Source organism: Chloroflexota bacterium, from assembly GCA_014360905.1.
Classification (GTDB): domain Bacteria; phylum Chloroflexota; class Anaerolineae; order UBA2200; family UBA2200; genus JACIWX01.
On the sequence record JACIWW010000003.1, the window covers coordinates 83,739 to 98,137 of the forward strand.

At 50.4% G+C, this 14,399-nt stretch carries 11 protein-coding genes; 10 read left to right on the forward strand and 1 reads right to left on the reverse strand.

Annotated features, from left to right (window positions below):
* The first annotated feature begins 21 nt into the window (after nucleotides 1–21).
* From H5T67_02250 to H5T67_02295, 10 genes are all read left to right on the forward strand, one after another.
* Nucleotides 22–984, forward strand: coding sequence for a glycosyltransferase (locus tag H5T67_02250; GenBank protein ID MBC7244142.1), 963 nt, complete (start codon nucleotides 22–24; stop codon nucleotides 982–984).
* Between the two features lie 3 nt (nucleotides 985–987).
* Complete coding sequence (locus H5T67_02255) at nucleotides 988–1,707, forward strand: class I SAM-dependent methyltransferase (protein ID MBC7244143.1); 720 nt, start codon at nucleotides 988–990, stop codon at nucleotides 1,705–1,707.
* Nucleotides 1,708–1,716: 9 nt separating this feature from the next.
* Nucleotides 1,717–2,193, forward strand: coding sequence for a hypothetical protein (locus H5T67_02260; GenBank protein ID MBC7244144.1), 477 nt, complete (start codon nucleotides 1,717–1,719; stop codon nucleotides 2,191–2,193).
* 59 nt (nucleotides 2,194–2,252) lie between these two features.
* On the forward strand, nucleotides 2,253–2,702 hold the full coding sequence (locus H5T67_02265) for a hypothetical protein (protein MBC7244145.1): 450 nt from the start codon (nucleotides 2,253–2,255) through the stop codon (nucleotides 2,700–2,702).
* A 159-nt stretch (nucleotides 2,703–2,861) separates the two neighbouring features.
* On the forward strand, nucleotides 2,862–3,932 hold the full coding sequence (locus H5T67_02270) for a DegT/DnrJ/EryC1/StrS family aminotransferase (protein MBC7244146.1): 1,071 nt from the start codon (nucleotides 2,862–2,864) through the stop codon (nucleotides 3,930–3,932).
* On the forward strand, nucleotides 3,923–4,915 hold the full coding sequence (locus H5T67_02275) for a Gfo/Idh/MocA family oxidoreductase (protein ID MBC7244147.1): 993 nt from the start codon (nucleotides 3,923–3,925) through the stop codon (nucleotides 4,913–4,915). The genes H5T67_02270 and H5T67_02275 overlap by 10 nt, the downstream gene beginning before the upstream one ends.
* Before the next feature lie 4 nt (nucleotides 4,916–4,919).
* Nucleotides 4,920–5,741: a methyltransferase domain-containing protein gene (locus H5T67_02280; protein ID MBC7244148.1), complete on the forward strand. Its 822-nt coding sequence runs from the start codon at nucleotides 4,920–4,922 to the stop codon at nucleotides 5,739–5,741.
* Nucleotides 5,742–5,879: 138 nt separating this feature from the next.
* Nucleotides 5,880–8,402, forward strand: coding sequence for a carboxypeptidase regulatory-like domain-containing protein (locus H5T67_02285; GenBank protein MBC7244149.1), 2,523 nt, complete (start codon nucleotides 5,880–5,882; stop codon nucleotides 8,400–8,402).
* Nucleotides 8,403–8,652: 250 nt separating this feature from the next.
* Complete coding sequence (locus tag H5T67_02290; protein ID MBC7244150.1) at nucleotides 8,653–10,512, forward strand: DNRLRE domain-containing protein; 1,860 nt, start codon at nucleotides 8,653–8,655, stop codon at nucleotides 10,510–10,512.
* A 55-nt stretch (nucleotides 10,513–10,567) separates the two neighbouring features.
* A complete protein-coding gene (locus H5T67_02295; GenBank protein ID MBC7244151.1) occupies nucleotides 10,568–12,865 on the forward strand; it encodes a DNRLRE domain-containing protein in 2,298 nt (765 codons plus the stop codon).
* Between the two features lie 48 nt (nucleotides 12,866–12,913).
* On the opposite strand, the gene H5T67_02300 is transcribed toward H5T67_02295, so the two are convergent.
* On the reverse strand, nucleotides 12,914–14,398 hold the full coding sequence (locus H5T67_02300; protein ID MBC7244152.1) for an O-antigen ligase family protein: 1,485 nt from the start codon (nucleotides 14,396–14,398) through the stop codon (nucleotides 12,914–12,916).
* Nucleotide 14,399: the final 1 nt, after the last annotated feature.

Consider the following 14,399-nt stretch of genomic DNA (forward strand, 5'->3'; position numbering starts at 1 on the left):
TTGGTCTAACGCGTGAGAATCATGGAAACTCAGGGAAATCAGACAATAGTTGGGCGGCGCGTGCTTGTCGTCACGAATATGTATCCCGATGAGCAAAATCCCGACTTTGGCACATTCGTGCAAGAACAGGTCGAGGGATTGCGCGCACGGGGTTTGAGCGTGGATGTTCTGGTCGTAGGCGGCAAAAGACGTAAATGGAGCTACCTAGAAGGGTTGCGACGTTTTCGTCGTTGCCTGCGTGAGCATCGCTATGATCTGATTCATGCACATTATGTATTCTCAGGAATCATCGCTCGTCTGCAGTGTACGTGTCCTTTGCTAGTAAGTTTCCATGGAGCCGCCGAGATGGTTGGCTGGGTGGGCTTGTTGTGTAAAATACTGGCACCGCTAGCTGATGCGGTTACCGTTACGTCGCTACAACATAAGGCTGAGTTAGGACGCAAGGATGCGTACGTGATCCCCTGTGGAGTAGATTTGCAACTTTTTGTCCCTATGCCAAAAGAAGAGGCCAGGCAACGCTTGGGTCTGCCATTGGGAAAGAAGCTCGTGCTCTTTGCCGGCATTGTGCGTCCAGAAAAGCGCTTGGATATCATCCAAGAAGCGGTAGAGATGCTGCGTAGCCATGATGAGAGCGTTGAATTGGTCATCGCTACGGGTCAGCCACATGAGCACATGCCGTTGTACATGAATGCCTGTGATGTGTTGGCATTGGCATCCGATTACGAAGGCTCACCAGTAGTGATCAAAGAAGCGATGGCCTGTAATTTGCCCATTGTCTCTGTAGATGTGGGCGATGTGGCTCAAGTGATCAACGAAACGGAGGGTTGTTACATCTGCGAGCGCAACCCCGCCGATATGGCGCAGAAGCTCAGATTGGCATTAGAGAGGGATCAGCGCACCAATGGCCGGCATGCGATTCAACATTTGGGGCTGAACGCCACTGTGGATAGCCTGCTGCAGGTTTACGCAGAGCTTTGGAGGTAAAGCATGCTTGATGCTGAAGCAAAGTTGAGCCTGCAGCGAAGATATTTCCCTCGCCTGTATGAACGGACTTTTGAACCGATACAGGTATTGCTGCAAAACCTTGTAAAGGATAGCGTGGTGCTGGATGCTGGATGCAGTGGCGGTACGTGGCTCCTGCAGCCCTATCGAACGCAATTACGATTGCTGGTGGGTACAGATATTTGTGTACCGACCAAACTGCCTGATATGCCTTTTGTGCTTTCTGATTTGAACCATGCTCCTTTTGCGGATGATACTTTTGACCTAATTGTCTGTTATAATGTCATCGAACACTTGTCTCAGCCACAGCAGGTCTTTGCCGAATTCAGACGGATTCTGAGGGTCGGCGGCGCGCTGGTTTTCAAGACCTCATCGCTTTTTGCCCCAGTGATTGCGCTATCCAGATTCACGCCGCATCGTCTCCATCAAAGGGTGAAAAAAGCCCTCGTTGGAGCTACGGAGACGGAGGTGTTCCCTACTCATTATCGTTGTAATACGCCAGCCGCGTTGGAGCAGTGTCTTCGTAAGATGGGATTTTGTTGTAAACGATTATTGGTGGTTGATCAGACATATGAGTACTTAGCTTTCTCTAGATTGTCCTATATCTTGGGGTTGTTATACAGCCGTGCCATTCAGGCCGGACCTTTCCGCGTGCTTGGTACAGGTATTGCTGGTGTCTATATGAAATCTGCTTCCTGTGAGTAGGAAGACTCTATGAAGTTGATGATTGTGCTAGGTTCGGGTGGTCATACAGCAGAAATGATTCGGCTTGTGGATTTGTTGGGGGCCAGGTATGAGTACTGTTATCTGGTCGCTGCAGACGATGAATTATCGGTGCAGAAGATCAAAGTGCCGGGTGCGGTTTATCGGGTGATGCGTCCGCGTTGGAAGAAGAACACCTTGCTCGAGGTATTTGGCCGCACATTGCTATCTGCCATGCAGGCTTTGTTGGCGCTCATACGCGCGCGCCCGCGGGCTATCATGAGCACTGGTCCTGGCCCTGCTGTGCCAGCCTCTCTACTGGCGAAATTGCTGGGCGTGAAAGTGATTTATATCGAGACTGGCTCGCGCGTGTTCGAGTTATCCACCAGTGGGCGCATTCTGTACCAATGGGCGGACCTCTTCTTTGTACAGTGGCCCGAGTTGCAGCGCAAGTATCCAAAAGCGATTTATGCTGGGCGATTGTGCTGACCAGGATAGTGGCTCAGCATGGCTGATGATGAATTTCCCGTCTGCTGGAGAGCGATGCGGTGATCTTTGTCACGGTTGGTTCGACCGATTTTGATTTGCTGATAAAAAAGATGGATGAACTGATTCCCCACCTGGGCGAAGAAGTGGTCATGCAAATTGGCTTGGGGAAGTATAAGCCCCAACATGGCCGTTTCTTTGCCTTTGCTCCGTCTCTGGAGAGCTATTATGAGCACGCTGACCTCATTGTCGCGCATGGGGGGCTAGGAACGATTGTCGAAGCACTGGAACGAGGCAAGAAACTGATCTGCGTGGTCAATCCAACTACTTACGATCAGCATCAAGAGCATCTGCTGCGCGTTTTTGCGGCTCACAATTACCTGTTATGGTGCAAAAATGTGGAGAATTTGGCAGAAGCAATCCAACAAGCCAGAGCAACCCAGTTCACTCCATATCAACCACCCGAGTGCCATATTCATAAAGTCATTGTGGCGTATCTGGACAAAATCTGACGTACGATACATAGTGCGGCGTTTGTAGGCACATAAAAGTGGTTCGCATGCTTTTGAAAGTTGCAAAATTGTAAGATATTGTGGAAGGTCATTTTCATCTACAGTTCATTATGATGTTCTAAACTTGGTCAATGAGTAAGAATAAGGTCAGATAAGGCTATGATTTCATTATCAGTGCCGTTATTGGGCGAGGAAGAAAAAAAGGCAGTTCTAGAAGTGCTCGAATCCGGCCAACTTGCCCAAGCGGAAAGGGTAAGAGCATTTGAAGAAGCCTTTGCGGCTTTCTGTGGCACAAAGTATGCTATTGCGACGTCCTCTGGTACGACCGCATTGCAAACGGCCATTCTCGCACATGGCATCGGCCCAGGCGATGAGGTCATTACGACTCCATTCACCTTTGTTGCCTCGGCTAATGCGATCCTCTTCGCTGGTGCCAGACCGGTATTTGTGGATATTGATGAACGCACTTATAATATAGATACAAGCTGCATCGAAGCAGCCATTACACCGCGCACGAAAGCTATCCTTCCTGTTCATCTCTTTGGTCATCCCTGTGATATGGAAGCAATCATGGACATCGCCATGCGATACAGGCTTGTGGTCATTGAGGATGCTTGCCAGGCTCACGGGGCTATGGTGGGAGGGCGAAAAGTAGGAAGCTTTGGCACGGGGTGTTTTTCTTTCTATCCAACTAAGAACATTACCACTGCTGAAGGAGGTATAATCACTACAAACAGTGATGAGATAGCCGACCAGGCTCGACTGATTCGCAATCACGGCCAACGGAAGCGTTATTATCATGAGATAATTGGTTATAACTTCCGCATGACGGAAATACAAGCAGCGATTGGCCTAGTGCAGTTAGGGAAGTTGGAGCAATTCATCGCAAAACGCCGGGCAAATGCAGGATACTTAACCCAAAGGCTGAGAGGTGTTATTACTCCTATCGAATCGCCTGGATGTCGGCATGTTTATCACCAGTACACGATTCGTGTACCGCATGGCCGTGATCAGCTGGCAAAACACTTGCAAGAACTCGGTATTGCCACTGCTGTCTACTATCCATTGCCTGTGCATAAGCAGATTGCGTATCAGCGCTTAGGCTATGTGGATCATCTGCCAAGAGCGGAAGTGGTCAGCCACGAGGTCCTGGCCTTACCTGTCCATCCTGCTTTGACCTATGAAGACTTGGATAGAATTGTGGAAGGAGTGAATAGCCGATGGTCTTGAGAGCAGCAGTAATTGGCGTAGGCATGATGGGACGCAACCATGCCCGAGTCTATGCCCAGATGGAGAATGTAACTCTTGTAGCAGCAGCTGACCCTGATGCTACGGCATTGGAGCTCATTGCGCGCACTTATAAATCAAGGGTTTATACTGACTACATAGAGATGTTGGATGCGGAGAAGCCCGACTTAGTCTCCATTGCTGTTCCCACACGTCTGCATCGTGAGGTTGCTATCGCCGTGATGAGGCGGGGCATCCACGTCTTCCTGGAAAAACCCATTTCTGCGAGCGTTGAGGAAGGACAGGAAATCGTGGACTGTGTTAAACAAAAGGGAGTCAAGTTTGCAGTCGGACACATTGAGCGCTTTAACCCTGCGATAATCGAATTGAAGAAACAATTGGATGCTGGGCAGTTGGGGCGTATTTTTCAAATTCATGCGCGTCGGGTAGGGCCATTTCCCCCTCGCGTTGAAGACGTTGGTGTGGTCATTGACCTGGCGACCCATGAGTTGAATCTGCTGGAATACCTCACTGGCTCACAGGTGGAAAGCGTTTACGCAGAGATTGAGCGCGAGATCCATGCCAAGCACGAAGATTTGCTAACCGGGATTTTGAAGTTCAAAGATGGCACAGTTGGTATCTTGGACATCAACTGGTTGACACCTACTAAAATTAGAGAGCTCTCTTTGATAGGCGAACGGGGTATGTTTTCTGTTAACTATTTGACGCAGGACCTCTATTTCTACGAGAACGATTACCTCAACGGCCATTGGGAGGGTCTGGCCATTATGGGCGTAAGTGAAGGACGGAGAATACGTCACAATATTAAACGGAAGGAACCGCTTGTAGCAGAACTGGAATCCTTTGTCGAGGCTATCGAGCATAACACTGACCCGCAGATTGGTGGGGAAGAAGCCTTGCGCGCTGTGCACTTGGCGCAACGGCTATTGGAATCAGGTCAGAAACACGAAGTAGTATGGGTTTAGGTTATTGATGCAGGATCACCGCACTAAATCGGAACTAGAACTGGAGATAGAACGCAGATGGCGTGAGAAGCTGCTACGTGTAGCCACTGCGGAGGAATTTCAGCAAGCCTATGATGAGTTGCACGCACTGTTCCTGAAGGAGCAGGAATGCCCCGGCCAAATCTACGCTCAGGTGAACCCACGGGGCATGGATCGGGCTCGACGCTTGATCTTGCGTAAGGTTGGCCAAGGACAGCGTGTGCTGGAAGTGGGTTCAGGTGATGGCGAGACCTCACGCTTGCTGGCGAGACAAGGGAATGCCGTGGTGTCCATTGACATTTCTCGCGTGGCTTTGGAAACAGCAAGGAAACGGGTAGCAGGTGAGGGTCTGGACTTGAGGTATGAATATGGGGATGCACGTGCATTGAATTTCGCCAGCGACACGTTCGACTATGTCGTGAGCGAGCATTTCGTTGAACATTTATCGCCGTCGGATTTGTTGGTGCACCTGACTGAGGTGCAGCGCGTGCTCAGAAAAGGGGGTTGCTATTTGATCTCGACCCCTTCTCGCTTGTGGAATGGACGACGCTCGGTTGGGTTCCACTTGCGCGTCTATACATTGGAGGAGCTCTGCCAGGTGGTAGAACAAGCTGGGTTCGCAGTCACTTGGCTGGAGCCTCGCTTTTTGCGTCGTTTGGGGTTTGTCATTGCGCTGAAGAAGCCACTTCTATGGCCGGTTTTCCTGTGGGAACGTTTGCTGGATGCCATACGTATCTACAAGTGGCCTCCAGGGATTAGGAGCAGATTGATTCCTTCGGTCATTGTGTGTGCGTCCAAAAGGAACTGATTGAGCGTATCTTGTTGTGTCTTTGTGCGTCATCATAATGAATATTGTTGTTAGTTGAAAATGCACCTTCATCGTGGCAAATTATAATGGGTTGGTGCATAGCAGGAATCTGGGATCGAGAAGAGGGTAAAGGTAGTGATGAAGAAGTATTTCATAGTGAGTCTGTTGCTCAGTTTGTCTTTGGTATTGGGGGTAGCCATCGTCGTACGTGCGAAGGTACCTTCAGGATATGGCCATACTCGTGGCCTGTACCTGCTTTTTGATGTCCCTGAGTACGAACTGAACCCGCCACAGGTACCCCTCGTAGGCGGACATTGGCGCTATAAATGGTCTGAACTGGAGCCGGGAAATGCTACCTACAACTGGGGGAAAATAGATAACTGGATATTGAAGGAGCAGGAACGGGGTAAGTTAGTGGCGATAGGTTTTACCTTCTTTGGACATTATGGAAATGTTGCGGCAGGGGATGGTTTGCAAATCCCTTCCTGGTTGCCGAGCATCGATCCCAATGTACGATGGCAGAACCCGCGACGGCTGCCAGAAGTCTGGTATGTTCCCAACTATTGGAATCAGACTTTCCGTAATTACTATCAGCGTTTTATCAACGCTTTCGCGCAGCACTTGGCAGAAAACCCTGCCCTACGCAACCGCGTGGCATGGGTGTCAATGGGAGTGGGCGTAGACGGTGAGACTTATCCTGCTCCCAAGTATGGGGCCGAGTTGGATAGATTAGACCATTACTATTATCTTTACGATCGAGGCATAACCGTAGACCAATGGGTCGAGTACGTGAACTGGTGCTCTAGCATGTATAAGCAAGCATTTCAGAACTATGGCTTGAGCATCCCGATCTTCATTGATATTGGCCCTACTTACCGTGGAGGCGATACAGAGCGCAATACTGTCTCTGCATATGCGGCGAGCCTCGGCATAGGCATGCGCCACAATGGGTTGGTCGCAGATCACGACAATGCAGTGAATGCTTACGCTCCTATAAATAACTACTGGAACACGGTGCCTGTAGCTTGGGAAACCTATGCCACTACCTATTTGTCTACCAAGTCTGACGTGTTCTGGGCACTTATGTGCGGGCTTTCCAAGCGTGCAGACAACATTGCTATCGACAAAAAACTATGGCTCAAGGAGGAAAACCAGCCATTGCTTCGCTTCGCTGCCCGCTACCTTGGCGTAACAGTTTCAGATACGCCAGGTGCATGGGTCGCCTTGCGTGAGACCAAGTACGCCGGGGGAGACAAAGGAAACTTTAGCTTGTTCCTGACACAGAAGGATGATGCACTGTATGGTGGCAAGACCGTGGCCGTTTGGGACATAGGCCAAAGTAGAGGCTATCTTTTCGATGTGCCAAACGGCAGTTATCAAGTGAAATTACATTTTGCCGAGATCTATGCCAATATCCCTAATGCGCGGGTCTTTGACATCAAGATCGAAAACGTCGTTGTGAGATCCAATCTCGATATCTGGACTGCCGCCGGTGGCAAGAACCGGGCTCTCGTTTTGACTTTCTCTACCACCGTTTCAGATGGGCGGCTAGAGATTGATTTTGTGCAGAAAACGGATATGGAGCCTGTGATTAATGCGATTGAGGTGATTGGGCCAGGCTACACAAGAAGAATCAACTGTGGCGGGTTGAGATACACCGATAGCGTTGGCAATGTCTGGGTTGGGGATCAGGAGTACGAACCAGGAAGTTTTGGTTATATTGGTGGTGGCCCTTGGTCCTGGGAAGATGATATTCTCAACACTGATGATGACTACCTATACCAGACTCTGCGCATAGTATACACGGGAGCACCCACCTTTGGACGCTTCACTAGGCGAACGGATCAGAGCACAGGCAACAGATACATGCGTTTTGATATTGACAATGGCTACATGTACCCTGGGAACTTTAGTACTGCTACTATCACAGTAACTTACCTCCTTACTGGTACTGACCGTTGGGAACTTAGGTACGATGCACTTGGTGACTCAAACAAGGCTGCTATCCCAGTCGGTTCTACCAATCCATGGGTGCAGAAAGACAATTCCGGTGTCTGGACGCAGGCGGTATTCTTCCTCACGGATGCACGCTTTGCGAATGGTCAGCCTGGCGGTACTGATTTCTCCATAGATTGTTTGGGCGACGGTGATGAGTACATCTCTTTTGTCGAGGTGACTAAAGATGGCGGCAGTGGCCCTACAATTACTCCTACACCGACCACAATACCTTGCACACTCCAGGGCAAGGTTACCTTGCAGGGCCGTCCGACTCCTCCAAATGTGCGCTGGGTGACTCCGTTGACGGTGACAGTAGGCAGCACCGAATATGCCGTTACCACAGATACCTCAGGCTACTTCACTGTGACAGGGTTGACCCCTGGTACCTACGATATCCGCGTGAAACATGCGCATACTTTGCGCAATGTGAAAAGAGGAGTGACCTTGGTCGCTGGGCAGAACAACATTGACTTTGGTACGCTTCTGGAGGGCGATGCCAACAATAATAACTGTGTTGATATGCTCGATTTCGTTATCCTGAGATCCAAATTCGGCAGCACGACCGATCTGCGGGCTGATTTCAATCAGGACGGCGTCGTGGATATGTTGGATTTCGTCCGGCTCAGAGCGAATTTCGGGCGCTGCGGGGATATCGAGGTGTGAACGCCACAATGGTTAGTGGGATGCGAGAGATGGCTAGCGGTACCAGATGGTACAAGTACTGTACAGGCCAATGTTGTTCCCGCTTTTGAGGAGAGTAGCTTTAGGAAAAACAAGTAGACAACCTCTATTATAAAGTAAGGTCCTTTATTAAGGAGCTGGTATGGAATTGCCTAACAAAAATCATAGAAGGATCCAATCGTGCCGCCTTTGTATAGGGTTGCTGATTGCGCTTGCATGCGTTGGCCTTTTTTTGTTGTTTGGTGTTGGCTCATCCAATACAGCGGTGGCTGAGGATGCCCCAGGAATCCATCCCGATTCTGGTGCTGGCGTAGTATCTGTCGTGGAACAGATTGATGCCAGGCTACAAGGTATGGCGGCAGGGACTGTGGTGATGAGGATTTCGCCGCCTTCTGTCTCAGTGGCGAAGGATGACATTTTCACCGTAGATATCATGGTGGATGCCGGGGATGAAGATATCATCGCGGTATTCATGTACCTCGACTTCAATCCCCTGTATCTGCGAGTGGTGGACGCTAGCGGGAATCCTACCAGCACGATTGAAGTGAACGGAGCTCTCTTTGATTTTGTTACGAAGAATACGGTGGACAATGCCACTGGCCAGATAGATTTATGGGCGGGTGTTGCTCCTGGGACTCCTGAGCCGAGTGGCACCTTTCGTGTGGCAACGATACGGTTCAAGGCGCTATGGGGTACGGGTGGGGCAAGCACGCCGTTGGTCTTTGTTTCACGGGGTGGTGACCCAACGGCAGTATATAATCTTGAAGGCAATGAGGTACTAGCGGGTGTACAAAATGGCCATATCACCATTAGCGGGGATACACCGCCTGCTACACCAACTCCTTCTCCCACTCCGACACGCACGCATACCAGCACGCCAACGCTCACGCCAACGCGCACTGCTACTAGCACGCCAACGGTCACGCCAACTCGTACCAATACACCAACGATTACACCGACTCCGGTAGGTACGCCACGCACCATTGTATTCCAGAACGGGGTATGGCCTAATTCATTGTACTCTGGAATACAAGATACGTATTTGGACTCCTGGTACCCTAATGTGCCAAGAGGAAGTGAGATTGACTTGCGTCTGATCACTGATGGCGCAAGACGGCCTTTGGTCAAGTTCGAATTTTCGCCTTATCTCCCTTATGGAGCGCGTGTAGTCGGAGCCAAACTGTATGTATATGCGTATTATGCCTCGCACAATGAAGCGTCCACAGATGTCGAGTTGTATCGCGTCAATCGCCATTGGGAAGAAGACACAGCTACCTGGAACAGCCCTTGGCTCCTTCCAGGTTGTGCGAAGATTCCTGAGGACCACGAGTTGATGCCCGCTGCGATAGCAAGAGTGGGAAGGGTGGAATCTGCAGGGGTTTGGGTAGAGTGGGATATTACGCCCTTGGTGCAGGAGTGGGTATCTGGATCAGTAGCAAACGAGGGTGTCATCCTGATTGCTCCGTACCAGTATCATCGGCATCTGTATTTCCGTTCTTCCAATGTCGTAGACAAAGCACGACGTCCGAGGGTGGAAGTGCAATACTATGAACCTCTGCCAACGCCGACTCCAACCCCTACGACTACTCCTACGAGCACTCCTACGCCAACAATGACGCTTACACCCACGCCAGTGCCAGGCAGAATCGAGGGAGTGGTCTGGAACGATCTGAACGGTAATGGAGTGAAGGACGCTGGAGAGCCAGGATTGGCTGGGGCTATTGTCTGCTTGTATGATTCTGCACATCCTGACCCAGAACCACCTATCCGAGACCCTATCTTGACCGGAGGGTATGGGTCGTTTTCCTTTGAGGAATTGCCACCACGCTCTTATCTATTGGTCGTGACTGCTCCTGCGAATTACATTCCCACCACCCCAGAAAGGATGAATATCCTGATCTCCAGTGGGGTCACTGTACGGGTTAGTTTCGGTGCTTGGATACCTACGACAGCAACGCCCACGGCAAGCCCTTCACCAACAGCTACCAGCACCCCCACACCAACTGTTACGCCATCGCCTATCCCTTCATTGACCCCCACGCACACTACCAGGCGGCAGCGGATCTTTCTCCCCATTATTTTTACTTACTAGGGGAGTTGCAAAAGAGATGTTCACTAGTCCGAGTTGGCCTTAAGGAAGGTGAGCAATGAAAAAACTAGTGATGGCTATTGCAATAGGTTTCTTTTCTGGTTTGGCATGTTTTATCTGCTTAGCACTGCCGGGGGTAGCGCAGAACCACTTGCTTCCCTCAGAGGTCAGTGGTAGAAAGGCAGTTCTAGCTCTCTCCGCTCCTGAGGCCATCACTTTTCAGCAGGGCGTCTCCCCTACACTCTCATATGCAGGGGTAACCGATACATATATCTATGCCTATAGGCCTAGCGATAATTATGGCGGGTACATTAACTTAACGCTTAGTTATGATTATAGTTATAGGGTATTGCTGCGCTTTGACCTGTCTGAATACATTCCTACCACTGCGGTGGTGACCCGGGCCCGGTTGGAACTCTATGTCTACAATGCGATCAATACAGGAGTCACGAACTATATAGATGCCTATGAGATCCTCCGGCCGTGGGAGGAAATGCAGGCTACCTGGAACAATGCGACATCCAGCCAGGCTTGGGAAAAACCTGGATGCGATGGAGCGAGTGATCGGTCTTTAGATCGTGTTGCACAGGCCCAATTTCGTTCTTGGCCAGGGTGGCAGGTATGGGAAAATGATCCATTGAAGAACCTCGTGCAACGCTGGGTTTCCAATCCATCTACCAACCATGGGGTGATTCTGATTGGGGTTGGTGAGCCCCTTAATGACCGACAATTTTGGTATCTAACATCGTCGCAGAATGCTGCTCCTTTATCCCGCCCCAAATTGGAGGTGGTCTATTATGTACCAATACCGACTGCCACGCCTACGCGCTCCCCAACTCCTACTCCATCAAGCACTCCCACTCCTTCTAGGACGCCTACGCCAACCGAGATTATCACGGGAGGCGAAGTGGCCGGGATGGCATGGAGGGATGAGAATGGCAATCGCGTGTGCGATCCGGATGAGTTACCCCTATCTGATGTTACCATTTTGCTTAAGAATGCAGATCATATAGAAATTGAAAGGCAAACAACATTGTGGGATGGGAGCTACCGGTTCGTTGATCTGGAAAGTGGCAGCTATATCGTGACTAGGGAAGATCCCGCAGGGCACATTTGCACCTGGCCAATAGCAGGCTCGTATGCGTTTTATCTGGCCTTTGGACAACGGCTTACCGGCCTAGATTTTGGCTTTTCCCCATTGCCAACGGTCACTCCGACGCCCACGCAGTCCCCTATGCCTACACCCACTTTTACGCCAACCTATACACCTACCTTCACGCCGACACAAACGAAGACGCCTACTGCTACGCCAACGGATACGCCCTCAGGCATGCCAACGCAGACACCAACGGCATCGCCCACTATTACGCTTACACCAACTCCTTTTGACACACCTAGTGGAACGATTCACGATCCCATTCCCATCGTTTGTGAAGCAATGTACCATGGCAATACGGCTGGTCACCTTGCATTTATCCAGGATTATGGAACTTGTGGAGCTGGGGTTATAGGGCCAGAAGTCGTTTATGTTTTTCAGGCTAGTTACGCGATGAATTACCTTAGTATCAACTTGGATACTGAAGCGGACCTGACCCTGTTTCTATTAGCCAGTGCCAACCCTCGAGATTGTATGAGTACAGGGGGATCCGTTACGGTAGTGGATGTTGTCCCTGGAACTGTGTATTACATCGTGGTAGACGGTTTCGAGGTTGGCAGTTATACTTTGGAAGTGCATTGCCATCCTCCGCCGGTTCACACCCCCACACCTACCTTGACACCCACTTTCACGCCAACGTCAGGGCCTTCTCCAACACCCACATGTACTCCTACACTGGGTGGGCCTTCTGTTATCTATTTGCCCCTCATACACAAGCCCCGCATAGAAATCCTGGTAAACTGTGGTTCGGAGAGCAACTACATTGACTCTGTGGGGCAATTCTGGTCTGCTGATCAGCCATACGCTGTTGGCAAGTGGGGCTATGTAGGTGAATCTTCTGATTTCTCTGTCCCTGTCTTTAAGAACATAAACAACACAAGCGATCCAACTTTGTATCAGACAGCGCGTTGGGGATTGGATTTCGGCTATCAGTTCGATGTGCCGAATGGCATTTATCAGGTAGAGCTGCACTTTGCCGAGCTTTACTTTCGTAGTGCTGGCAGGCGACTCTTTGAGATTATCATCGAAGGACAGACCAAGCTCAGAGAATTCGATATCTTTGCTGCTGCGGGGGGAGCCTTTACCGCGCATGTCAGAACATTCGAGGTAATAGTGAGCGATGGACATCTCAATGTAGATCTTGTGCATGGGTCGGCTGACTATCCCATGATTAATGCACTGAAAGTTACCAGACAGTAAACCAAAAAGCCGCCGGGATACGGCGGCTTTTTGGTTTATGAGAGGAACTCATTGCCTATCGGGCAGTAGTGTGGTAGCAATGCTTAGCCCAACACAAAGCCAGAACAGGGTCACCGCGTGCTGGAAATTGAGGTTAAAAAAGTAATGGTCGAATATCCCCGTGAACAGTGCACCCAGAAGCGCAGTGAACAGTCCCAATAACACAGACTCCAGTCTAGGGAAAGCGGTGATCTTCTGCAAGCTGCGCAGAATTTGGATCATCACGAGTGCCATGATAAACAGAAACATGGCCAATCCTATCAGGCCCATTTCCTCTGCTATCAGCAGATAAACACAGGAAACGCCGATATACGTATCAATGTCAGGAGCCCCGGCAAATCCCACCCCAAACCACGGGTAACGTGAGATGAGGATCAAAGCGTCTTTGTATTCGCCAAAGCGCATTTGCGTCGCCAGATCTTCACCACGCAATCCTGCCAAAAAGCGTTGTACATACCACTGTGTCTGTGGCAACAGCAGGATGAGCAACCCCACCACCAGGACAAATCCCAGCAATTTCCGATAGCGGAGCAGCGCCAAGATGCAGAGGGCAGCGCCTAGTCCTGCCATTGCTCCGCGTGAGAACGTCAAAAGGAGGCATAACAGCATGACTGCTAGCACAGGCATCACCAGCCAATTGATGCCTTTCCAGCGTAGCCATCGTCCAAATAAGGGTAGGGGATCGTGTGCTAGAAACTGGGGTACCGTAACCCCCGCTACAATCACTAGCAGTCCTCCCAAAACGTTCGGGTCTATCGAGGTAGACGTAGCGCGCAGGGGCAGATCGGGGTTGTCTTCTACAAAGCGCAGTACATCGCTCCCAGCGGGGTAACGGAAGACGCGCAAAGTCGAAAGCAGGCGGATGGTCAAGTTCTGAGGTAGGAAGTATAGTACTACACCGATCAATGAGGCTGCAAAGCCAGCCAGAATGAGGATGGTGATGATGTGCTCTAGGTGCTTTGGACTTTGCACAGTGTTGATGACCACGAAAAAGAGGAAAATACTCAGCAGCAATTCAACAAAGTGGCGTAATAGATTGGTAGTGAGGGGAGCATAGGATAGGCCGATAATGAATGACGCGCAGGCCAGAGCCATAAAAAGGACGATGGGTAAGGCTAATGCAGAACCAATGACTTGTTTTTGTTTCTTGCGGGCTACCTGGAACAGCCAGTTGACCAACAAGACTAGAAGAACCAAGTCCAGTAGCGTGGGTGAGAAGCCAATGTTAGGGACGGGTAGAGCGGCGAAAGGCAGCAGACAAATCACCCCAACGATGGCGAAAAATGTGAGCTGTGTGCTGCGCAGCATGAGCAAGCCGCCTGCTACTGCTACCAACAAGGCGATAGCGAGTATAGGGCCAAGGAAAGCAAACAGTGCTCCACCAGACACGCCAACGATTAAACAAAGGATGAAAGTTGCAATAGCTTGTTGTGTTTTGCTGCCCGTAATCAGCCAGGACTGCAACCGTCTGCGCAGAGTTTCTTGAAGTGTCATG

What these genes read in the sequence shown, in the direction of transcription:
- H5T67_02250 (MBC7244142.1), top strand. Translation starts at nt 22, where the DNA reads ATGGAAACTCAGGGAAATCAGACAATAGTTGGGCGGCGCGTGCTTGTC.
- H5T67_02255 (MBC7244143.1), top strand. Translation starts at nt 988, where the DNA reads ATGCTTGATGCTGAAGCAAAGTTGAGCCTGCAGCGAAGATATTTCCCT.
- H5T67_02260 (MBC7244144.1), top strand. Translation starts at nt 1,717, where the DNA reads ATGAAGTTGATGATTGTGCTAGGTTCGGGTGGTCATACAGCAGAAATG.
- H5T67_02270 (MBC7244146.1), top strand. Translation starts at nt 2,862, where the DNA reads ATGATTTCATTATCAGTGCCGTTATTGGGCGAGGAAGAAAAAAAGGCA.
- H5T67_02275 (MBC7244147.1), top strand. Translation starts at nt 3,923, where the DNA reads ATGGTCTTGAGAGCAGCAGTAATTGGCGTAGGCATGATGGGACGCAAC.
- H5T67_02285 (MBC7244149.1), top strand. Translation starts at nt 5,880, where the DNA reads ATGAAGAAGTATTTCATAGTGAGTCTGTTGCTCAGTTTGTCTTTGGTA.
- H5T67_02295 (MBC7244151.1), top strand. Translation starts at nt 10,568, where the DNA reads ATGAAAAAACTAGTGATGGCTATTGCAATAGGTTTCTTTTCTGGTTTG.
- H5T67_02300 (MBC7244152.1), bottom strand. Translation starts at nt 14,398, where the DNA reads ATGACACTTCAAGAAACTCTGCGCAGACGGTTGCAGTCCTGGCTGATT.